The sequence below is a fragment of the Paraplanobispora siamensis genome (assembly GCF_016863175.1).
GTDB classification, from domain to species: domain Bacteria; phylum Actinomycetota; class Actinomycetes; order Streptosporangiales; family Streptosporangiaceae; genus Planobispora; species Planobispora siamensis.
The window spans coordinates 60,810-81,906 of sequence record NZ_BOOJ01000020.1 but is presented as its reverse complement, the minus strand read 5'-3'; the positions used below and the strand labels follow the sequence as shown (position 1 = coordinate 81,906).

The following is a 21,097-nucleotide window of genomic DNA, read 5'->3' as shown; positions in this document are numbered from 1 at the left end:
AGGCGGGGAGTTCCGGCGTACGGCCGGAGGCGGGGAGTTCCGGCGTACGGCCGGAGGCGGGGAGTTCCGGCGTACGGCCGGAGGCGGCGGACTCCACCGTGCGGGCGGAGCCGACGGGCTCTCCTGCCCGGGCGGAGTCGATGGGTTCTGCCGCGCGGGTGGAGCCGGTGGACTCCAGCGCACGGGCGGAGGCAGTGGGCCCCGCCGCACAGTCGGAGTCGGCGGGTTCCGTCGAACAGGTGGGATCGGCGGGTTCCGCCGCGCGGATCCGTCCCGGCACCTCGTCCGAGTCCACCACTCCGGTCACCTCGTCCGAGCCCACGGCTCCGGACGCCTCCTTGAGGCCGGTCTCTGCGACTTCGGACGCTCCCGCCCTCTCGTCCGGGGCGGCTCCCGCCACTCCGACCGGATCCACGGCCTCCTCCGGAGCGCCCGCCGGTTCGGGTTGGGGTTCGGCGGGAGAGTCCCCCGCCGCACCGCAGGAGCGCGCCGAACCGGCCGAGTCCTCCAGAGGTGCCGAGTCCTCCGAAGGCAGGGCGCCGCGCCCCGCACGGGCGACGGGCGGACGCGCCGCCCCGATCGACACCGAGGCGCTACGCCGCCTGCGTAGGCTCGCCGCCTCCGCCGAGGCCGACCGGGTCTCCCCGCCCCCGCCACCGCACACCCCTTCGCCTCCGGCTCAGACCCCTCCGCCCGCCCGGCCCTTCCCCACGGAGATCCCCTCGGTCCGTCCGGAGGGCGGTTCGGAGGGCGCGGCTTCCGGGGAGCGGGCTTCGGCTGCTGAGTCGTTCGCGGCCGAGAACTCTCCGGCTCGGGCCGAGGGCGGTTCGGAGGGTACGGCTTCCGGGGAGCGGAGTTCGGCCGTTCAGCCGTTCGCGGCCGAGGTGCCTTCGGGCCGGGCTGAGAGCGCTCCTGGGGGCACGATTTCCGCCCGAGGGGTGGAGGAGACACCCGGCATGGCTCCGGCGTCCTCCGGTGCGGCTGCGGTCGAATCGCGGGCCGCCGGGATGGAGGCGGAGACGGACGAGAGCGTGCGTGCCCAGCATCGCCGCGGGCAGCCGTCGCCCATCGGAAAGAGCGGCTCCTCGGCTGGACAGCCGGCGGTGACCCGGCCTGAGCTGGGGTCGGCGGACCTGAGCGGCGAGGTTCAGCCTCAGAGCGGGCGCCGGGCCGAAGAGCAGGCCCGGGAAGCGGTGGCCAGGAAGGCCGACGAAGTTCGGGCGGTTGAGCAGGGCGAGCCGGCCGAGGACCGGACCGGGCAGGGCGTGCAGCGGGCTGAGGACCGGGCTGAGCAGGGTGGGGCGGTTCAGGGTCGGCAGGGGGCTGGTGAGGGCCAAGGCGGGCAGGCCGGGCGGGATCGGCGGGTCTGGGGGCCGGAGCGGCCGGTGATCGTGCCGGGGAACGTCTCCATTCGGGCGGTGCCCTCGGGGAGTGCGGGGGAGACCGATCCCGGGGTGCCGGTGCCCAGGGCCGGGCGGGGCGAGAGTGGGCCGGGGCGTGGGGAGGCCAGGGTACGCAGGGTCGAGTCGGTCGTCGGGCGGGACTCCGAAGGGGGATGGCGGCGGCTGGCCCAGGTCGTGATGGGGCCCGGGAGCGGGAGCCGTACGGACGGGTCGGAGATCGACGAGGCGCGGGCCAAGGGGATCTTCAGCGGCAGCCGCAGGGTGGTCGTGCTGGGGTGCACCGGTGGCGCCGGTCAGACCACCACGGCGCTCATGCTGGGACACACGCTCGCCCGCTACCGCGAGGACCGGGTGCTCGCGGTCGACGCCGGGGCCGGGCCGCATCCCCTGTCCGGCCGGATCGAGGAGGAGTCGCCCGAGACGCTGGGCTCCCTGCTGGCGAACCTGGACAACGTCCAGGGCTATCTGGGCATGCGGGCCTACACCAGCCGCTGCGCCTCCGGCCTGGAGGTCCTGGCGGGCGAGAGCGACGCGGGCGCAGAGCAGCGCCTGGCGGACCGGGCGCTGTTCTCCGACCACAGGCTAGGCCGGACCATGGACCTGCTGGACCTGCACTACAAGCTGATCATCGTGGATCCCGCCGCGGCGCTGGCCGCCCGGGTCCTGCCGTACGCCGACCAGCTGGTCCTGGTCGCCCCGGCCAGCGAGGACGGGCCGGACGCGGTGGCGATGACCTACGAGTGGCTCGACGGGCACGGCTGCGAGGACCTGCGCCGGCGGGCGGTCATGGTCGTCAACGGGGTGAGCCGCCGGAGCATGGGAGACGTCGAGCAGGCGGAGGCGGTGGCGCGGGGAAGGTGCCGGGCGATCGTCCGCGTGCCCTGGGAGGACGAATTGGCTCCCGGCAGGTCCGACCGGGTGGAACCGTCCCACCTGCGCGCGGCCGGCCGACGGGCGTATCTCGCGCTGGCCGGTGTGGTGGTGGCCGGCTTCGGAGCGGCGCGGGCGGCGCGAACGAACGAGGAGGAACTGGCCCAGTGATCCCCGGGACGCGACAAGACGAGCTGTCCCCGACAGCGGCCGAGCGAGCCGATCGGGCCGTGCGGTCGGAGGGTTACGGCGCGGATGAGCCTGGCGGCGGTGGGGCCGTGCGGTTGGAGGAGAGCGTATGAGCCGTGCGTCGCGGGCGCGCAGCCGCCTGGCCGTCCGTTACTTCGACGACCGGATCCTGCTGACCGACTCGGCGGCGTGGGCGTACTTCCGCCTCCCGACCGTGAGCTACGAGTTCATCACCCCCGAGGAGCGGGAGGCGCTGGCCACCAACATCACGATCGCGCTCGCGGCGATCAGGATGCCGGACGCCGAGGTGCACCTGAGGGTGGCGCACCGCACCTACCCCGCGGCGGAGTGGGCGATGGCGCTCAACGCGACCTCCGACGAGGGACCGGGCTGGCGCGACTACCTGGAGGAGATGTACCGCCACGTCTGGGCCAAGGACTTCTGGAGCAAGGAGGTCTACCTCGGCGTACGGCTCGGCCAGCGGGGCGTGCAGCTGGGCACCGGGGTCTTCGCCCAGCTCTTCGGCTTCTACCAGCGCAGCGAGAAGGCCCTGGGCATCGAGGACGACCAGATCCCCAAGACGGAGATCACCCGGTGGACCGAGCAGGCCGAGCGGCTCGGGCGGGCCCTGGGGGCCAGCGCCCTGTACGCCCGGCACGCCACCTCCACCGAGATCGCCTGGCTGTTCCAGCACGCCGCGACCGGCTCCCTCGGCGACCCGCCCGCCTCGGCCAGCCCGAAACGCCGCTGGGGCAAGGGGGAGATCGAGTCCCTGGTCGAGGGGCAGATCCACAACGGCAGGTCGCTGCTGCGGATCGAGCAGCCGCACGGCGACTCCTACGTCGCCCACCTGTCCTTCGCCCGCTTCCCCGACCTGATGCCCTTCCCCGACGGCGAGCCGTGGATGCACTTCGCCGACCAGCTGCCCTTCCCGGTCGAGATCAGCTCCAGGATGCGGCTGATCTCCCCGGTCAAGGCCAGCAAGGACGTCGCGCGCAAGCTCGCCCACGCCCGGGACATGGACATCCACATCCGGGAGGCGGGCGCGGAGGCGCCGCTGGCGCTGGCCGAGCAGATCGACGCGGCCCGGATGCTGGAGCACGGCATCACCAAGGAGCGCCTGCCGTTCGTGTACGGCTGGCACCGGCTGATCGTCTCCGCTCCCACCGAGGAGATCTGCGTGCAGCGGGTCGAGGCGGTCGTGGAGCACTACCGCGACATGGGCATCGACATCGTCAACTCCACCGGCGACCAGTTCTCGCTGTTCTGCGAGGCGTTGCCGGGCGAGCGGGTGCGGGTCAACGCCTACGCCCAGCGGCAGCCGCTGCGCACCATCGCGGGCGGCATGGCCACGGCCACGGTGGACCTCGGCGACCGCGAGGACGAGACGAACGCCGGCTGGGCGGGGCCGTACATCGGGGAGACCCTGGGCCGCGCCCGCAGCATCGTGCACTTCGACCCGCTGGTGGCGGCGGCCCGCAACCGGCCGACGGCCATCGCGATCACCGGTGAGCCCGGCGGCGGCAAGACCACGCTGGCGCTGCTGATGATCTACCAGATGGCGATGCGCGGGGTCACCGTGGCGGTGATCGACCCCAAGGGGGACGCCGAGTCCCTGGTCCGGCTCCTGCAGGAGCGGGGCAGGAAGGCGCGGATCATCCCGCTCGGCTCGGCGGCGCCGGGGCTGCTCGACCCGTTCTCCTTCGGCGACGACCTCGCGGCCAAGAAGACGATGGCCACCGAGACGTTGCGGCTGCTGCTGCCGCGCATGTCGGAGGAGCGCGAGTCGGCGATGATCCAGGCGGTGGCGGCGGTCTCCAACGCCGAGGCGCCCTCGCTGGGCAAGGTCGTCGACTATCTGGAGCAGGCGGAGGACGCCGCCTCCAAGAACCTGGGCGCGGTGCTGCGCTCGATGTCGGAGATGCACCTGGCCCGGCTCTGCTTCGACCCCTCCGGCGGCGACCAGATCGACACCGAGGGCTGGACCACGGTCTTCACCCTCGGCGGGCTGACCCTGCCGGACGCCGTGACCGGCCGCGACGACTACTCCTACGAGCAGCGGCTGTCGGTGGCGCTGCTGTACCTGGTCGCCCAGTTCGCCAGGGGCCTGATGAACGGCCTGGACCGGCGGACCCCCAAGGCGATCTTCCTGGACGAGGCGTGGGCGATCACCTCCACGCCGGAGGGCGCCAAGCTGGTGCCCGAGGTGAGCCGGATGGGCCGCTCGCGCAACACCGCGCTCGTCATGGTCTCGCAGAACGCCGGCGACCTGCTGAACGAGCAGGTGACGAACTGTCTGTCGTCGGTGTTCGCCTTCCGCTCCACCGAGCGCGTCGAGGTGGAGAACGTCATGGCGCTGCTCGGGGTCGACCCCTCCGAGGAGCACAAGGCGGTGCTGCGCCTGCTGGGCAACGGCGAGTGCATCTTCCGCGACCTGGACGGCCGTGCGGGCCGCATCGGGGTGGATCTCATCTCCGGCGAGCTGCTGAGCTGGCTCGACACGAATCCCACCCACGACAAACCTCACGAGAACGTGCATGATCTTCCCGGGGGCGGCAGAGTCGGTCAGGCGGGGGTTGCGGCGCTGGAGGTGCGGTCATGAAGGACTCCGACGAGGGATCGAATCCTCCCCGTGGGAGACGTTCGCGCCGGTGGCCGGGACGTGCCGTCGGCGGATGGACGCTCATGCGGCGTACGGAACGGTCCGGACGGCGTCCGGAACGGCCCCGCGGGCGGGTCGGCCGCCGGATCGCCGTGGCGCTCGTGGCGCTGGTGGCCTTCATGGCGCTGCCGCTGGTCTTCCCCACCGGCGGGTCCGTCGCGGCCGCGGCGCCCTGCGACCTCTCGCCCGACCTGGCCCCCGAGGTCGTCGGCGCCGGAGTGGACGGCCTGGTCGAGCCGCCGCCCGTCGAGGGTGCGCAGGCGCAGCCCCCGGCCGCGCAGTCGAACTACGCCACCTACGGCATGAGCGGCCAGTTCTGGCACACCAACGAGCTCGGCTGCGACGACGTCGCCGCGGTGCTGGGCAACGCCTGGGCCAACACGGTCTTCTCCTGGGCCAAGGCGCTGGACCGGCTGACCATCACGACCTACCAGGCGGCGGCGACCGAGGGCCCGCTGGAGTCGATCAAGAACGTGGTCGACGACATCGTGGTCAGCCTGTCCAACGCGATGTACTGGCCGTACCTGCGGCCCGTCGTGATCCTCGGGGCCATCTGGCTGGCCTGGTACGGCCTGATCCGCAAGCGCGCGACCACGACCGCCGAGGGCGTCATCTGGATGGTGCTCGCGGTCACCGTCGCGGTGTGGTTCTTCAGCCGTCCCGGCGACCTCACCGGGATGGGCAAGGTCGTCACCGACAAGACCGGCGAGGTCGTCAACTCGGCCTTCTCCGGCCTGCCCGGCGCGGGCGGGGCGTCGTGCCTGCCGGCCAAGGGGGAGACCAACCCGCAGGCGCAGGCCGGCGGCTACGGCCGCACGGGCGTCCCGGCGGTGGAGCAGAACGCCGACGCGCTGTGGTCCACCCTGGTCTGCAAGCCGTGGCTGATGGGCATGTTCGGCACCGCCGACGCCGACGCCCCGGTGGTGCGTGAGTTCGGGCCCAAGGTGCTGGACATCCAGGCCATCGACCTGGCCGAGCAGAAGGCCGCCCAGCAGCCCGGCAGCAGCGCCCACCAGGCCCGGTACGAGCAGGAGGTCGTCACCTACCTGAAGGAGACCCCGACCTACTTCCTCCTGCAGGGCAAGGACTGGACCAGCCGGCTCGGCATCGCGATCGGCGCGCTCATGGCCGCGGTGGTCGCCGGGTTGCTGATCTTCCTGGTGGCGGTATCGCTGCTGGTGCTGAAGGTCGGCTTCCTGTTACTGCTGATCCTCGCGCCGGTCTTCCTGCTGATCGGCGTGCATCCGGGCTCGGGCCGGATCATCGCGATGCGCTGGGTGGAGATGCTGGTCGGCACGCTCCTGCGGCAGGCCGTGCTGGCGCTGGTGCTGGGCGTGCTGGTGTACGGCTACGCCCTGATCATCTCCGCCGCCATGCCGTGGGGCATGCAGGTCATGTTCATGGCACTGCTGACCATCGCGGTCTTCTTCTACCGGCGCCCCTTCCAGCACCTGTTCGCCTCGATGGACGGGCACACCTTCACCACCCGGGTGCTGGGCGACGCGGCCAGCGCGCCCACCCTGCAGCGCGCGGCGGGCGTGCTGCCGCCGGTCGCGGCGGTCCGGGCCGGCCGGTGGGGCATGCGCAAGGCCGAGCCCCTGCTGCAGGCGGCCGCGGTGGCCGGAGGCGCGTCCGTCGGAGCGGCGGCCGCGGTCGCCCAGGGCAAGCTCCGCGGCGAGGAGGGCGGTCCGGCGGCGGGCACGCCCTCGGGCACCCGGGTCCCGGTGGCGGGGCAGCCCGCGCCGCTGGACACCGACGCCCAGGCGGGCGGGCGGCGCAAGGGCGTGGGCCGTCCGGTCACCGCCCCGCGCACCGGCGCGGCGCCGCCGCTCAACCTGTCCGGAGGCCGTACGGCGGGCACCGTGCCCCCCGCGCGCACCGGCGGCGGAGCTCCCGCACGGGGCGGGAGCGGCGGCGCTCCGGCACGCGGTGGGAGCGGTGGCGGCGGCACTCCGACGCGCACCGGGAGCGCCGGCGGCTGGTTCGGCGGGCGGTCCGGCGGAGGCTGGGCCTCCCAGAACGGTTCGAGCTCGGGCGGCGGCTCCGCGCCCGCCCCGTCCTCCGGCGGCTCACGGGCCTCCTCGGGCTCACCGGGCGGGAGCATCTTCGGCGGCGGCTCACGCGGCTCCTCGGGTGGTTCCCGCGGCTCCTCGGGCGGTTCGCGGAACACCGGTCCGCGCGGCTCGTCCGGCGGCTCCCGCACGTCCTCCGGGTCGTCGGGCGGGAGCATCTTCGGCGGCGGGTCGAGAGGGTCCTCCGACTCCGGCGGGAGCATCTTCGGCGGTTCGCGGGGATCGGGGGGTTCGCGCGGCGGCGGCTCCGACCGCTCGGGTCGCTCGTCCGAGGCGCCCCCGCTCTGGTTGTCCGGCCGCTCCGACCGGGGCAGGCGGGCCGATGAGGCGCCCACGCCCTTCTGGCTCCGCCCGTCCAACCCCGACAAGGACTGACGATGGCGGAACCGGGCGGCCGCAGGGGGGTCGTCTTCGCGGTGCTCGTGGCGCTGCTCGCCGCGGTCGGGGTGTACCTGACCATGTCCTCGGGGACTCCGGGGTCCGGGGCCGGTGAGCGCCCGCAGGCCGAGCCCGCGGGCGTCAGCCGTACCGCGCCTGCGACGGAGCGGGCGTCCGCGGAGCCCTCGCGCCCGGAGGCGACGGCGAGCGACGCGCCCTTCGACGTCTACTCCTACCTGCCGATGAGCAAGCAGGAGCTGGCCGCCGCCGCCGACTACGCCGAGCGCTTCGCCGCCGACTACGGGACCTACCGCTACGACGAGGACCCGGTGGCCGCGGGGGAGCGGCTGCGGGGCTACGCCACGGCGGAGTTCGGCGACACGCTGGTGCGGGCGCGCACGGCGCCGGCCTTCGTGGAGGCCAACACCGCCGACGAGGTGGTCTCGTCCGGATCGGCGAAGGTCAAGGAGATCCGGCAGATCCAGGACTCCTCGGTGGTGTTCGTGGTCACCGCCACCGAGCAGATCACCGCCAAGAGCGGCAAGCGTGACCGCACCGACGAGTACGCCGTCACGCTCGTCCCGGTCGGCTCCGGCTGGCGGGTCCACGACCTCCAGCCGGCCGCGGACGGGCAGGAGGGTGACGACCAGGTCGCGGAGACGGCCGGATGAGCGGCACGAAGGGCCGGATCATCCTGGTCCTCGCCGTCGCGGGGCTCTGCCTGGTGACCCTGATCATGGCTCCGATGATGATGGTGAGCACCTTCCCGTCGTTCACCGGCGGGGGCGACATCCCCGACTGCGAGGAGAACGCGGGACGGCCGGCCGACGCCTCCGAGACTGCGGCCTCCGACATCCCGCAGGAGTACCTGGAGCTGTACCGCGAGCACGGCGAGAAGGTCGGCGTGCAGTGGAACGTGCTGGCCGGGGTCGGCAAGCGCGAGACCGACCACGGGCGCTCCACGCTCCCGGGCGTGCAGAGCGGGACCAACTACGCCGGGGCCGCGGGGCCGATGCAGTTCCTGATCAGCACCTGGGGCGGCAAGGCGAAGATCAAGATCCCGTCGGAGTTCAACGGCTACGCCTCCGACGGCGACGGCGACGGCTGGGCCGACGTCTACAACCCGGCGGACGCCATCCTCGGCGCGGCGAAGATGCTCAAGCGCAACGGGGCGCCGGAGGACGTGCGGCGGGCGCTGTTCGTCTACAACCGGGCCTGGTGGTACGTGGACCAGGTCATGGAGATCGCCGGCAAGTACGCCGAGGACGGCGCGGTCGGCACCCCGCCGGAGGCGGAGCCCGCCTGCGACCCGCCGCTGGTGGCGGCGGCGCCCAACGAGGTGGTGGCGGAGATCCTCTCCTACGCGCTGGCCCAGCGCGGCAAGCCGTACCTGTGGGGCGGCACGGGACCCGACGCCTTCGACTGCTCGGGGATCATCTACATGGCCTACCGGAGCGTCGGCCTGACCATCCCGCGCACCACCTTCGGCCAGTGGCCGTTCGGCGTGAAGATCGAGGCCGGTCAGGAGCAGGCCGGGGACCTGGTCTTCTTCAACTCCGGTCCGGGCACCGGCCCCGACAGGCCGGGGCACGTGGGCATGGTGGTCTCGCCGGGCAAGATGATCGAGGCCAGGTGCCGCCTGTGCGGTCCGATCAAGGTCACGTCCTACCGGACCCGCACCGGCATCGTCGGTTTCACCCGCCCCCTCCAGAACCCCGCCATCAAGGCCCAGCTCGAACTGAGGGAGCAGGGTTAGGCCGTACCGCCCATGGGACAGAATCGAGGCTCATGGAACGCGTGGAGAAAGTCGTCGTGGGAGCCGCGATCGTCGACGGGACGGGCCGGCTGCTGGCCGCCCAGCGCGCCGAGCCGCCCGAGCTGGCCGGGGGCTGGGAGTTCCCGGGCGGGAAGGTCGACCCGGGGGAGGGCGACCACGAGGCGCTGGTCCGCGAGTGCCACGAGGAGCTCGGCGTCCTGATCGAGATCGGCGAGCGGGTCGGCGGGGACTGGCCGCTGACGCGGGGCTACGTGCTCCGGGTCTGGGTGGCGACGATCGTGGAGGGGACCCCGGAGGCCAAGGAGCACCATGACCTGCGCTGGCTCACGATGGAGGAGCTGTACGACGTGCCCTGGCTGCCCGCCGACCTGCCGATCGTGAACGCCGTACGGGACTTCCTCCGCGAGGATTGAAAGTTAGCGCATGGTGACATAACAGCTACTGGGCGTGCTGTCCTCGTACGTCCGAGTCGGGGGATCGGAGACGCACGGTGAGCGGGGTAACCGGTTGGCTGAGACATGTCGTGGTGGTGTCGGCCGTGGGCACGGGGGCGCTGGTCCCGGGCACGATGGCGGCGGCGGACACGCCCGTGACGGACGTGCTCGGGGACGCGCCCGTCGTGTCCGGCCACTCCACGGCTGAGGATCTCGCCTCGTGGCTGCTCACCCGGGGGGAGGAGCACGACCGGTTCTGGGACCTGCTCGGGGATCACGGCGGGGAGCGGCCGGAGGACTGGTCCCGGGAGCACGGACAGGAAGCGGAGGAGCTCCGGCGCTGGCTCCTGGAGCACGGGACGGACGATCTCTGGAGCCTGCTCCAGGAGCGCGGGGGGAACGCCGACGAGCTGTGGCGCTGGCTGCGCGACCATGACGAGGGGGACCTGGCCGGGCTCCTGGCGGCGCTGGAGGGCGTCTCCGGCGCCCCGTCCGAGGTGCCGGACGCCCCGGAGAAGGCCCCCGACACCCCGGCCGGGCCCGAAGACGACCTCCTGGGTGAACCGGCCGGTTCTGAGGGTGACGTCCCGGACGGCTCGTTCGATTCCGAGGGTGACGTTCCGGATGGTTCGGCCGGTTCTGAGGGTGATACCCCGGACGGCTCGTCTGGTTCTGAGGATGATGTCCCGGACGGTTCGGCCGGGTCCGGGGATGAATGCGCCGGGGACCCGGCCGGGGGCGGAGAGGGCGGCTCGGAGGCCGCGTCCGCCGATCCGGGGTGCCCGGCCGAGGACGGCCAGGGGTCGGTTCCCCCGGTGCCCCCGGTCTCGCCCATCCCGGCCATCCCCGGCAAGCTGCCGTCCAAGCCCGGTACGTCCCCCGGCAAGCCCGGCACGACTCCGGGCAAGCCGGCGCCGCTCAAGCCGGCTCCCTCCACCCCGGACGACCCCAAGGAGGAGCCCCGGGCCACGGTGCTGCCGAAATGGCCGGAGCCGGACGAGTCGCAGAAAAAGAAAGACCGTGAAAAGGAGAAGTCGGGGGAGGATCCCTACGCCGGCGACCTGGGCGGCGAACTGCTGCCGGAGTCATCGCAGGGCGCGCCCGATCCGCAGGCCACGCAGAGCTCGCAGCTGCCGCAGACTCCCCAGACCCCGTACCCGATCATCATCGGAGACCTGTACACGAGCCCGGTGACCGTCGCCCCGGCTCCCGCCGCGCCGAGCTTCCCGCCGCCGACGACGGCCCAGACCCCCGGCGCCTGGGCCCCTCCCGGAGTCCGGATGCCGCCGGCCGCGCCGCCTGCGGCCATACCGCCCGGCCTGTCGGGCGGTCAGGAGACGCTGGGGGCGCCGCTGCCCATGGATCCGTACGGCTCGCAGCCGGAGATCCGTACCGTGGGCCGGTCAAGTGAGGACCTGACAGGAATCCGCGGGCTTCCCGCGGCGGGGGTCGCGATCGGCGGACTGCTCGGCCTGTTGTGGCTGCAAGCGAGGATTCAGCGGAGGCGTGACTCGCGAGCTGTACTGTAAAAGGTGCTTTGCTGTTATTTTTACCGCACTAGAATTTCCTCGACCTGAGAAGTGCGGGATTTCACGGAGGCGTCGGTGACGAGATCTCGCCGTGTGGCGGCCGTCTCGGCCGTGGCCCTCTCTCTGGGCCTGAGCGGCATGATCACGATCGCCGCCGGGGCGCTCGCCGGCTCCGGCCAGGCGGACGCCTCCACCAGAGCGGTCATCGCCGACCCCTCCTCCATCCCGGGATGCGACGTCGATCCCGCCGCGGAGTGCGACCCCACGCCGGTCGTCACCGTCACGATCACCCACAACCCGGACGACCCGAACCCCGCGCCGACGAGCACCTCGACGGACCAGGTCACGGTGACCGCCACGGTCACCGTGACCCCGACGAAGACCTCCGCGGCGAAGCCGCCGGCCACGACGGCGCCCGCCACCACGGCGCCCGCCACGACCGCGCCGCCGCCGCCCCCGGCGACCACGGCCCCGGTCCAGCCGCCGCCGGTCGTGCCGTCGGAGACGGCCACCGACCCCGACGTCGTGTTCCCCAGCACCCAGCCGTCGCAGAGCGCGATCCCGACGGCGACGCCGGAGCCGAGCGCCAGCTCGTTCGAGCCCGACTCCTCCACGGTGCCGTACGAGATCCGCAACGCGGGCTCCGAGTACAACACGACCGCGCTGAGCCAGCAGCTCGGCATCCCGGCGCTGATCCTGGTCCTGCTCGTGGTGTTCGCCATCCTGATCTTCGAGGGCAGGCTGCGCCGTCTGGCCCACGCCGCCGCGGTCCGCCGGGCCGGGCCGCGCGCCGTGGAGCCCGCGGCCTACCCGGCGGGCCCGGGCTACGCGTCGGCGGGCTTCCCGCACCCGGCCTACCAGGGGGGCGCGGCGTACGCCCCGATCATCAGCTTCGTCCCGATGCAGATGTATCCGCCGGTCTATCCCGAGGGCTACGTCCCCGAGCAGTACCCGCACGGATACGACCCGGCGGCCTACGACCAGACGCTCTACGAGCAGCAGACGACGGCCTACGCGCCGCCGCCCGGCGCCGAGCAGCCCTTCTACGGCTTCGACGCCCCGCAGGCCCCCGGGCGGCCCTCGGACCAGCCCTCGTGGTTCGAGCCCGCCGCCCCCGGGGACCAGGGCGGGCACGGGCGCCCCGGCGACCCGTCGGCCGCGCACCCGCAGGGCCTCGGTGACTTCTCCGGCGCCCCCTTCCCGCAGGATCCCGCTCTGCAGGCGCAGCCGCCGCAGGATCCGGCCGTCCCGGACCGCTTCCCCCAGGACCCCGGCCTCCAGGACATGGGACCGCAGGGCCCCGGACACGACCCCGGGCCGCGCGGACCGCAGGGTCCGGGGCAGGAGGGTCCGGGGCAGGAGGGTCCCGGGCAGGAGGGTCCCGGGCAGCATGGGCCGGGCGCGCCGGAGCGGTTCTCCGCCGGGCCCGCCTCACCCGGCCCCGGTCCCGACCTCCCGCCGCCCGTGCCCGAGACCTGGTTCGCTCCCGGCGGGTCGCCGGCCGGCCCGCCCCAGGGCCCGGCGGACTCTCCCGGCGGGCCGTTCCAGGGTCCGGTGGGTCCGGCCGGCGGCCCGTTCCAGGGACCGGCCGACGGTCCGGGCGGCACGATGAGGTTCCCGGAGCAGCCTCCGCCCCCGCAGTGGCAGGGGCCCGCCGGTCCGCCGCCCCAGGACGTCCCGCCCGGCGGTGCCACGGCGGTCTACCCGCTCCCCGAGAAGGACCAGGGCAAGCAGAAGCGCGGCCTGTTCCGCCGCAAGCGCCCGTAGGCCCGAGGGCCCGGGAGCCCGCCGTACGGCCTCCGCCCGTCCTCTGCCACCGCCCGCACCCGCCTGCCGCGCCCGCCGTATCCCATGAGGTACGGCGGGCGCGGATTTGTCGGTGGTGATCTGTAGCGTCGGAGGCCACCGAAGCCGGACGGAGGGACCACCATGGTGACGTCACGCGATGGCACACGGATCGGATTCGAAAAGGTGGGGACCGGGCCGACGCTCGTCCTGGTCGACGCGGCGGGCGGGTTCCGCGGGTTCGGGCCCATGGGCTCGCTGGCCCAGCACCTCGCCGACAGGTTCACGGTGGTGACCTACGACCGGCGCGGGCGGGGCGAGAGCGGCGACACCCCGCCGTACGCGGTGGAGCGGGAGGTGGAGGACCTCGCGGCGGTGATCGAGGCCAACGGCGGGCGGGCGTTCGTCCACGGCTTCTCCTCCGGCGCGGTCCTGGCCCTGCTCGGCGCCGCGGCCGGGCTGCCGATCCCGATGCTCTCCCTCCTCGAACCGCCGATCGTCCTGGACCGGTCGCAGCAGGACGACCAGGGGGACCTCGCGGCCGAGATCGACGAGCTCGTCGCCGCCGGCCGCCGGGCCGAGGCGGTCGAGCACTTCCACCGGAGCATCGGCGTCCCCGAGGAGATCACCGCGGGGCTGCGGCAGGCCTCCTTCTTCCCGATGCTGGAGGGCATCGCGCACACCCTCGCCTACGACAGCCGGATCACCCCGGCCGTCTCCCGCGACACGCTCCGGTCCGTCACCGTGCCCGCCCTGGTCGTCAACAGCGAGGCCAGCGACGACCGGCTGCGGGGCTGGGCCGAGGAGGTGGCGGCCGCCCTTCCGCAGGGGCGTCACCTGGCGCTCAAGGGCGACTGGCACGGCGTGCCCGACGAGGTGCTGGCCCCCGCGCTGGCCGACTTCTTCGGCGGCGCAGCCGCCTGACGGGGGAGCCTTCTGACGGGGAAGCCGCCTGACGGGGTCCGGGAGGCGTGGAAAACCGGGAAGGCCCGGAAAAGAAGAACTCGCCGTACCGGCCGCCCGAGCGGGCCGGTACGGCGAGCGGGACGGGTGTCAGCCCTTCGTGCTCCTGGAGCGCTTGAAGATCTTGTCACCCAGCCAGACGAGCGGGTCGTACTTGCGGTCGACGACGCGCTCCTTCATCGGGATCAGCGCGTTGTCGGTGATCTTGATGTGTTCGGGGCAGACCTCGGTGCAGCACTTGGTGATGTTGCAGTAGCCGAGGCCGTGGTCCTCCTGGGCGGAGTCCTTGCGGTCCACCACGTCGTAGGGGTGCATGTCCAGCTCGGCGATCCGCATCAGGAAGCGCGGCCCGGCGAAGGCGGGCTTGTTCTCCTCGTGGTCGCGGATCACGTGGCAGACGTTGTTGCACATGAAGCACTCGATGCACTTGCGGAACTCCTGGCTCCGCTCGACGTCGATCTGCTGCATGCGATATTCACCCGGCTGGACTCCGGCCGGCGGGGTGAAGGACGGGATCTCCCGTGCCTTCTGATAGTTGAACGACACGTCCGTGACCAGGTCCTTGATCACCGGGAACGTCCGCATGGGCGTCACAGTGATCGTCTCGTCCTCCGCGAAGGTGGACATCCGGGTCATGCAGCCGAGCCGCGGCTTGCCGTTGATCTCCATCGAACAGGACCCGCACTTGCCGGCCTTGCAGTTCCACCGCACGGCCAGGTCGGGGGCCTGGGTGGCCTGGAGCCTGTGGATGATGTCGAGGACGACCTCGCCCTCGTTCACCTCGACGGTGAAGTCCTCCAGCCTGCCCTCGCCGCCCTCGCCCCGCCACACGCGGAACTTCGCCTTGTAACCCATGGCTCTACTCCTTGACCAGCGCGTCGAAGGCGGCCAGCTCTTCGTCGGTGATGTACTTCTTCAGCTCGGCCCGGTCGAACAGCTTGATCAGGTCGTCGCGCATGCCCGGCTGGACCTTCTCCTCGACGGTGACGCTCGACCCGTCGGCTGAGGCACCGCAGACCAGGAGCTTGCGCCGCCACTCGGGGGACATGCCGGGGAAGTCGTCGCGGGTGTGCCCGCCGCGGCTCTCCTCGCGCTTCAGCGCGGCCCTGGCCACGCACTCGGAGACCAGCAGCATGTTGCGCAGGTCGAGCGCGAGGTGCCAGCCGGGGTTGTAGATCCGGCCGCCGATCGCGCCCACGCCCTTGGCCCGCTCCTTGAGCTTCTCCACGGCCTCCAGGGCCTGGGTGATCTCCTCGGCCTTGCGGATGATGCCGACCAGCTCGTTCATCGTCCGCTGCAGCTCGTGGTGGACCTCGTAGGGGTTCTCACCGTCGCGCTCCAGCGGGGCCATCGCCTCGGCCCGCGCCGTGGCCACCGACTCCTCGGAGACCACCGGGCGGGCCTTCAGCCCGTCGACGTACGCCGAGGCCCCGGCGCCCGCCCGGCGGCCGAAGACCAGCAGGTCGGACAGGGAGTTGCCGCCCAGCCGGTTGGAGCCGTGCATGCCGCCGGAGACCTCGCCGGCGGCGAACAGGCCGGGGACGGAGGCCGCGGCGCTGTCGGCGTCGACCTCGACGCCGCCCATGATGTAGTGGCAGGTCGGGCCGACCTGCATGGGCTCCTTGGTGATGTCGACGTCGGCCAGCTCCTTGAACTGGTGGTGCATCGACGGCAGCCGCCTGGTGATCTCAGCGGCCGGGAGCCGGGTGGAGACGTCCAGATAGACGCCGCCCTGGGGTGAGCCCCGCCCGGCCTTCACCTCGGAGTTGATGGCGCGCGCCACCTCGTCGCGCGGGAGCAGCTCCGGGGGACGGCGGTTGTTGGCCTGGTCGTTGTACCAGCGGTCGCCCTCCTCCTCGGTGGTGGCGTACTGGTCCTTGAACACGTCCGGGATGTAGTCGAACATGAAGCGCCTGCCCTCGGAGTTGCGCAGCACGCCGCCGTCACCGCGGACGGACTCGGTGACGAGGATGCCGCGGACCGACGGCGGCCAGACCATCCCGGTCGGGTGGAACTGGATGAACTCCATGTTGATCAGCTTCGCCCCGGCCAGCAGCGCCAGCGCGTGGCCGTCCCCGGTGTACTCCCAGGAGTTGGAGGTGACCACGTAGGACTTGCCGATGCCGCCGGTGGCCAGCACGACCGCGGGGGCGTCGAACAGGATGAACCTGCCGTTCTCCCGCCAGTAGCCGAAGGCGCCGGAGATGGGGTCCCCGGGGCCGTCGCCCGTCTTGAGCAGGCGGGTGACCGTGCACTCCTGGAAGACCCTGATGTAGGCCTCGGGATCGCCGTGCAGCTTCTCGTCCTCCTGCTGCAGCGCGACCACGCGCTGCTGGAGGGTGCGGATCATCTCCAGGCCGGTGCGGTCGCCGACGTGGGCCAGACGGGGGTACTGGTGCCCGCCGAAGTTCCGCTGGCTGATCTTGCCGTCCTTGGTGCGGTCGAACAGCGCGCCCCAGGCCTCCAGCTCCCAGACCCGGTCCGGGGCCTCCTTGGCGTGCAGCTCGGCCATCCGCCAGTTGTTGAGGAACTTGCCTCCGCGCATGGTGTCGCGGAAGTGCACCATCCAGTTGTCGTCGCTGTTGACGTTGCCCATGGCCGCGGCGGCACCGCCCTCGGCCATGACGGTGTGCGCCTTGCCGAACAGCGACTTGCAGACGATCGCGGTGCGCTTGCCCTGCTGCCGGGCCTCGATCGCGGCCCGCAGCCCCGCCCCGCCGGCGCCGATGACGACGACGTCGTATTCGTGACGCTCGATTTCCATGTGAGGTTCCACGGTTCCTTATGCGAACGGGAAGGAGATGACGCCCTTGGCGACCAGCCGTACGTACAGGTCGGCGCCCATGACCGAGAACATCGAGATCAGGGCCAGTTCCTGGTGCTTGGCGTTGAGCTTGGAGACGAAGCCCCAGGCGCGGTAGCGGATCGGGTGCTTGGAGAAGTGGTTCAGGCGTCCGGCGGTGATGTGCCGGCAGGAGTGGCACGACAGCGTGTACATGTTGATCAGGATCGCGTTCACGATCAGGACCCAGGTGCCCACGCCGGCCGGCTTCTCGATGAGCGCCTTCACCGCGTCGTAGGCCAGGATCAGGCCGATCACGATCGCCGCGTAGAAGAAGTAGCGGTGGATGTTCTGCAGGATCAGCGGGAAACGGGACTCACCGGTGTACTTGCTGTGCGGCTCGTTGACGGCGCACGCCGGGGGCGACAGCCAGAAGGCGCGGTAGTAGGCCTTGCGGTAGTAGTAGCAGGTGAAGCGGAAGCCCGCCGGCAGGCCGAGGATCAGCAGGCCCGGGGGCCAGGTGTACCAGTCGCCGAGCGGGGCCCAGCCGAACAGCTGCGCCTCCTCGGGGCAGACCGCCTCCGCCAGGCACGGCGAGGCGAACGGCGCGTGGTACGGCGCGACGAAGAAGTCGTTATCGAAGATCGCCCACGTGGCGTAGACGAGGAACGCCGTGAAAATGATGAAAGTGACCAGTGGATAACGCCACCACTGGTCGGTTCGCAGGGTGCGCTCTTTGAGCTGCGCGCGCTGCCTTCTGGCCGGGGCCGGACTGTCGGCCGCTGTCTGGGTCATCGGGGACCTCTCCACCTCCCACGGACCCTGCTCGCCTAAGGGGTCCGGGTCGTTTCAGTTGTGCCGCACGCCGGAGCGGGCCCAGGCCCGGCTCACAGGGGCGCACGCCTATCGGTGGGGGATACGTTACGACGCGGCCCAGCACTTGTGTGAGAAGCGTCACTCACATTTTCGCTGACAGAGTGTGATTCCTGTCACGTCAGACAGTGAGAGGTCCCGTAAAAGTCAGATAGAGCTTGGGAGTTTCACCACCGTCACGAAGAAGTCGTCGATCCGGCGGACCACGTTGATGAACTGGTCGAAGTCCACGGGCTTGGAGACGTAGGCGTTGGCGTGCAGGTTGTAGCTGCGCAGGATGTCCTCCTCCGCCTCGGAGGTGGTCAGCACCACCACCGGGATCCGGCGCAGCTTGTCGTCGGCCTTGATGTCCTGCAGCACCTCGCGGCCGTCCTTACGGGGCAGGTTGAGGTCGAGCAGGATCAGGTCGGGGGTCGGCGCGTCGGCGTACTCGCCCTCCTTGCGCAGGAACGCCATGGCCTGCTCACCGTCGTTGACGACGTGCAGCTTGTTCCTGACCTTGTTGAGCTCGAAGGCCTCCCGGGTCAGCAGGACGTCGCCCGGGTCGTCCTCGACCAGGAGCACGTCGATCCAGCGGAAGTCATTCATTCGTGTCTCCGGAAGGAAGAGTCCAGCGGAAGGTTGTCCCGCTTTTCATGGATTTATCGGTTTCTGCGAGGTCAGGAGAGCTCTCGTCGGCGTCCAGCCAGATGTGCCCGCCGTGATATTCGACAATCTTCTTGCACAGGGCGAGCCCGATCCCGGTGCCGGGGTAGACGTCGCGGCCGTGCAGGCGCTGGAAGATCAGGAAGATCCGGTCGGCGTACTTGCCGTCGATGCCGATCCCGTTGTCGGAGCAGGAGAACTCCCACATCTCCCCGTCGCGGCGCACCCCGATGTGCACGGCCGGGGCCTGGTCGCTGCGGAACTTCAGCGCGTTGCCGATCAGGTTCTGGAACAGCTGGATGAGCTGGGGGCGGTTGCCGAGCACCCGGGGCAGCTCGTCGTGGGTCACCGTCGCCCCGTTCTCCTCGATCCGGGCCGACAGGTTGTTCAGCGCCTCCTTCAGCGGCTCGGCGCTGTCGATCGGGACGCGCTCGCCGCCGAGCCTGCCCACCCGGGAGAAGTCCAGCAGGTCGCTGATGAGCGACTGCATGCGCTTGGCGCCGTCCACCGAGAAGCCGATGTACTGCTTGGCCCGATCGTCGAGCCGGTCGCCGTAGCGCTGCTCCAGCATCTGGCTGAAGCTGGCCACCTTGCGCAGCGGCTCCTGCAGGTCGTGGCTGGCCACGTAGGCGAACTGCTCCAGCTCGGCGTTCGAGCGCCGCAGCTCGACTGCCTGCTCCTGGAGCTTGGCCTGCGCCTCACTGGCCCGCTGCCACTCGGCGAGGATGCGGTCGCGCATCGCGTCCACGTGGCCGGCGAGCTCTGCGAGCTCGGCGGGGCGCTCCACCTTCAGGGCGTGCCCGAAATCGCCCTGGGCGACCGCGCGGACCTGTCCGGTGAGCATGGCCACCGGGCGCAGTACGGCGTAGCGGACGATGACCGTGAAACCGGTACCCGTCAGGAGCAGCACCGCGGCGATCCCGCCGAGGGCGAAGTAGATCTGCCGCCACCCCTGCTCCAGTTGCTCGCCCGCGGCCGAGTGCAGTCGTTTCAGGTGGTTCTCCAGCGCCGTCAGGGAGGCGCGGACCGCGGTGTAGCGCACGTTGCCGGCCTGCTGGGCGTCCCTCAGCACCTCCCGGGAGGGATCCTCCCGGCCGCCGGCCACGACGGGGTCACCGTACTCCCTGCGCCAGTTCGCCGTGGCGTTCCTGATCGCGGTGAGTTCGGCGCGCACGCCTTCCCGCTCGGGCATGCGGGGCAGCAGGCCGTCGATCGTGGCCAGCGCCTCGGTCTCCTGGCGGACCCCCGTCCAGTAGTCGTCGAGGTGCTGCTGCTCACCGGTCCTGCCGTACGCCCGGGCCGCGCTCTCCTGGGTGGTCAGCGCCCCGGAGAGCTCGAGCGTGCTCAGCGCGGCCGGGTCGATGACGTCGATCACGACCGAGCGGGCCTCGCGGGTCTCTCTGACCACGCCGACCGTGATCACGGCGGCGACCGCGAGCAGCAGCGTCGCAGCCGATCCGGCGAGCAGGAACCACCGCCCGACCGGCAGCTTGCCGACGCCTTGGGCGGGCGCGGGGCGGGGCAGGGGGCGGAGCCGGGAGGGTCCGCTCATTCCCTGCTTCCCCGCGAGATGAGCACGGTGGCCAGGTCGTCGCTGAGGCTGTCGCCGTTCAGCTCGACGACGCGTTCGATGAGCCGGTCGAGGTTGACCCCGCCCTGCTCGCGGACCAGCCGCTGCAGGCCCTCGGTGCCCAGCAGGTCCGGGCCGCCGCCCACGGTCGCCTCGATCAGGCCGTCGGTGTAGAGCAGGACCGACCACCGGTCGCCCAGCGGCACGTCGATGGGCGTCCAGTCGATGTTCGGGAAGATGCCCAGGGGAGGCCCGGAGGGCGTGCCGGGCACCACGTCGATCACGCCGTCGCGGATCAGCAACGGCGGCGGGTGCCCGACGACGTGCATGCGGGCGCTCTGCAGACCGGGGTCCACGGTCATCGTGCAGAGGGTGGTGAAGATCTCCCCGGACTTGCGCTCGACCCGGAGCACCGAGTCGAGGGTGCGCAGCACGTCGTTGCCGGTGTGACCGGCCAGGACCAGGGTCCGCCAGGCGATCCGCAGCGCCACCCCGAGGGCGGCCTCGTCGGGCCCGTGCCCGCAGACGTCGCCGACCACCACGTGCACGGAGCCGTCGGGGCCCTGCACGGTGTCCCAGAAGTCCCCGGCCAGGAGCGTGCGCTGGCGGCCGGGCAGGTAGCGGGCCTCGTGGTCCAGGAGCCCGTCCTGCAGCAGGGGGACCGGGAGCAGCCCGCGCTCCAGCCGGGAGTTCTCCTTGGTCGTCAGCTCGGCCTCGACCAGCTTGAGGTGGGCCAGGTCGGCGCGCTTGCGCTCCATGGCGTAGCGGACGGCCCGGATCAGGAGCCGGGCGTCGATGTCCTGCTTGATCAGGAAGTCCTGGGCTCCGGCGGAGACCGCCTCCACGCCCACGTACGAGTCGTTCAGGCCGGTGAGCACCAGGACGGCCGCCTCCGGCGCCATCGCCAGCACCTGCTGCAGGGCCTCCAGGCCGGAGGCGTCGGGAAGCGAGAGGTCAACGATGACACATCGGACCTCGTCGGTCAGCCGTATCCGGCTCTCGGCCAGACTGCGAACCCAAATGATCTTCGGCGGGTTCTCCGCCTCACTGAGCAGTTCCTCCACAAGGAAGGCGTCGCCCGCATCATCCTCGATGAGGAGGAGGGTGAGCGTTTCGTTGGGAGGGGCGGTCACTACGCCTCTTCGGGTTCGGGGGACACTTGTTC

General features: G+C 71.9%; 16 protein-coding genes. 9 read left to right on the top strand and 7 right to left on the bottom strand.

Annotated elements, in window-relative coordinates; genetic code table 11:
* The coding region (locus tag Psi01_RS10510; RefSeq protein ID WP_204063766.1) for a dihydrolipoyllysine-residue succinyltransferase component of 2-oxoglutarate dehydrogenase complex at positions 1 to 415 on the bottom strand (415 nt) is incomplete at its 3' end.
* Positions 416 to 1,385: 970 nt separating this feature from the next.
* On the opposite strand from Psi01_RS10510, the gene Psi01_RS10505 reads away from it, so the two are divergent.
* The 9 genes from Psi01_RS10505 (at position 1,386) to Psi01_RS10465 (ending at position 14,023) form a co-directional block, all read left to right on the top strand.
* Positions 1,386 to 2,444, top strand: coding sequence for a MinD/ParA family ATP-binding protein (locus tag Psi01_RS10505; protein ID WP_204063765.1), 1,059 nt, complete (start codon positions 1,386 to 1,388; stop codon positions 2,442 to 2,444).
* Between the two features lie 127 nt (positions 2,445 to 2,571).
* Positions 2,572 to 5,064 (top strand): ATP-binding protein, encoded by a 2,493-nt coding sequence (locus Psi01_RS10500; protein WP_204063764.1) that lies wholly within the window; start codon positions 2,572 to 2,574, stop codon positions 5,062 to 5,064.
* 83 nt (positions 5,065 to 5,147) lie between these two features.
* Positions 5,148 to 7,571: a type IV secretion system protein gene (locus Psi01_RS10495; RefSeq protein ID WP_204063763.1), complete on the top strand. Its 2,424-nt coding sequence runs from the start codon at positions 5,148 to 5,150 to the stop codon at positions 7,569 to 7,571.
* 2 nt (positions 7,572 to 7,573) lie between these two features.
* Positions 7,574 to 8,245, top strand: coding sequence for a hypothetical protein (locus Psi01_RS10490; RefSeq protein WP_204063762.1), 672 nt, complete (start codon positions 7,574 to 7,576; stop codon positions 8,243 to 8,245).
* The gene (locus Psi01_RS10485) at positions 8,242 to 9,330 is read left to right on the top strand and encodes a C40 family peptidase (protein ID WP_204063761.1); all 1,089 of its coding nucleotides are present in this window, start codon (positions 8,242 to 8,244) and stop codon (positions 9,328 to 9,330) included. The genes Psi01_RS10490 and Psi01_RS10485 overlap by 4 nt, the downstream gene beginning before the upstream one ends.
* Before the next feature lie 32 nt (positions 9,331 to 9,362).
* Positions 9,363 to 9,764, top strand: coding sequence for a (deoxy)nucleoside triphosphate pyrophosphohydrolase (locus tag Psi01_RS10480; protein ID WP_204063760.1), 402 nt, complete (start codon positions 9,363 to 9,365; stop codon positions 9,762 to 9,764).
* 77 nt (positions 9,765 to 9,841) lie between these two features.
* A complete protein-coding gene (locus Psi01_RS10475; protein ID WP_204063759.1) occupies positions 9,842 to 11,314 on the top strand; it encodes a hypothetical protein in 1,473 nt (490 codons plus the stop codon).
* Positions 11,315 to 11,389: 75 nt separating this feature from the next.
* Entirely contained in the window at positions 11,390 to 13,081 is a 1,692-nt protein-coding gene (locus Psi01_RS10470) for a hypothetical protein (protein WP_204063758.1), read from the top strand.
* Positions 13,082 to 13,285: 204 nt separating this feature from the next.
* Complete coding sequence (locus Psi01_RS10465) at positions 13,286 to 14,023, top strand: alpha/beta fold hydrolase (RefSeq protein WP_204063757.1); 738 nt, start codon at positions 13,286 to 13,288, stop codon at positions 14,021 to 14,023.
* A 129-nt stretch (positions 14,024 to 14,152) separates the two neighbouring features.
* On the opposite strand, the gene Psi01_RS10460 is transcribed toward Psi01_RS10465, so the two are convergent.
* The 6 genes from Psi01_RS10460 to Psi01_RS10435 all read right to left on the bottom strand — a co-directional run bounded on the left by Psi01_RS10460 (position 14,153) and on the right by Psi01_RS10435 (position 21,065).
* On the bottom strand, positions 14,153 to 14,917 hold the full coding sequence (locus Psi01_RS10460) for a succinate dehydrogenase/fumarate reductase iron-sulfur subunit (RefSeq protein ID WP_204063756.1): 765 nt from the start codon (positions 14,915 to 14,917) through the stop codon (positions 14,153 to 14,155).
* A 4-nt stretch (positions 14,918 to 14,921) separates the two neighbouring features.
* On the bottom strand, positions 14,922 to 16,826 hold the full coding sequence (locus Psi01_RS10455) for a fumarate reductase/succinate dehydrogenase flavoprotein subunit (RefSeq protein ID WP_204063755.1): 1,905 nt from the start codon (positions 16,824 to 16,826) through the stop codon (positions 14,922 to 14,924).
* 18 nt (positions 16,827 to 16,844) lie between these two features.
* Complete coding sequence (sdhC, locus tag Psi01_RS10450) at positions 16,845 to 17,639, bottom strand: succinate dehydrogenase subunit SdhC (protein WP_204063754.1); 795 nt, start codon at positions 17,637 to 17,639, stop codon at positions 16,845 to 16,847.
* 225 nt (positions 17,640 to 17,864) lie between these two features.
* On the bottom strand, positions 17,865 to 18,305 hold the full coding sequence (locus Psi01_RS10445) for a response regulator (protein ID WP_204063753.1): 441 nt from the start codon (positions 18,303 to 18,305) through the stop codon (positions 17,865 to 17,867).
* Entirely contained in the window at positions 18,298 to 19,914 is a 1,617-nt protein-coding gene (locus Psi01_RS10440; RefSeq protein WP_204063752.1) for a sensor histidine kinase, read from the bottom strand. The genes Psi01_RS10445 and Psi01_RS10440 overlap by 8 nt, the downstream gene beginning before the upstream one ends.
* Positions 19,911 to 21,065, bottom strand: coding sequence for a PP2C family protein-serine/threonine phosphatase (locus Psi01_RS10435; RefSeq protein WP_239127434.1), 1,155 nt, complete (start codon positions 21,063 to 21,065; stop codon positions 19,911 to 19,913). The genes Psi01_RS10440 and Psi01_RS10435 overlap by 4 nt, the downstream gene beginning before the upstream one ends.
* Between the last annotated feature and the right edge of the window lie 32 nt (positions 21,066 to 21,097).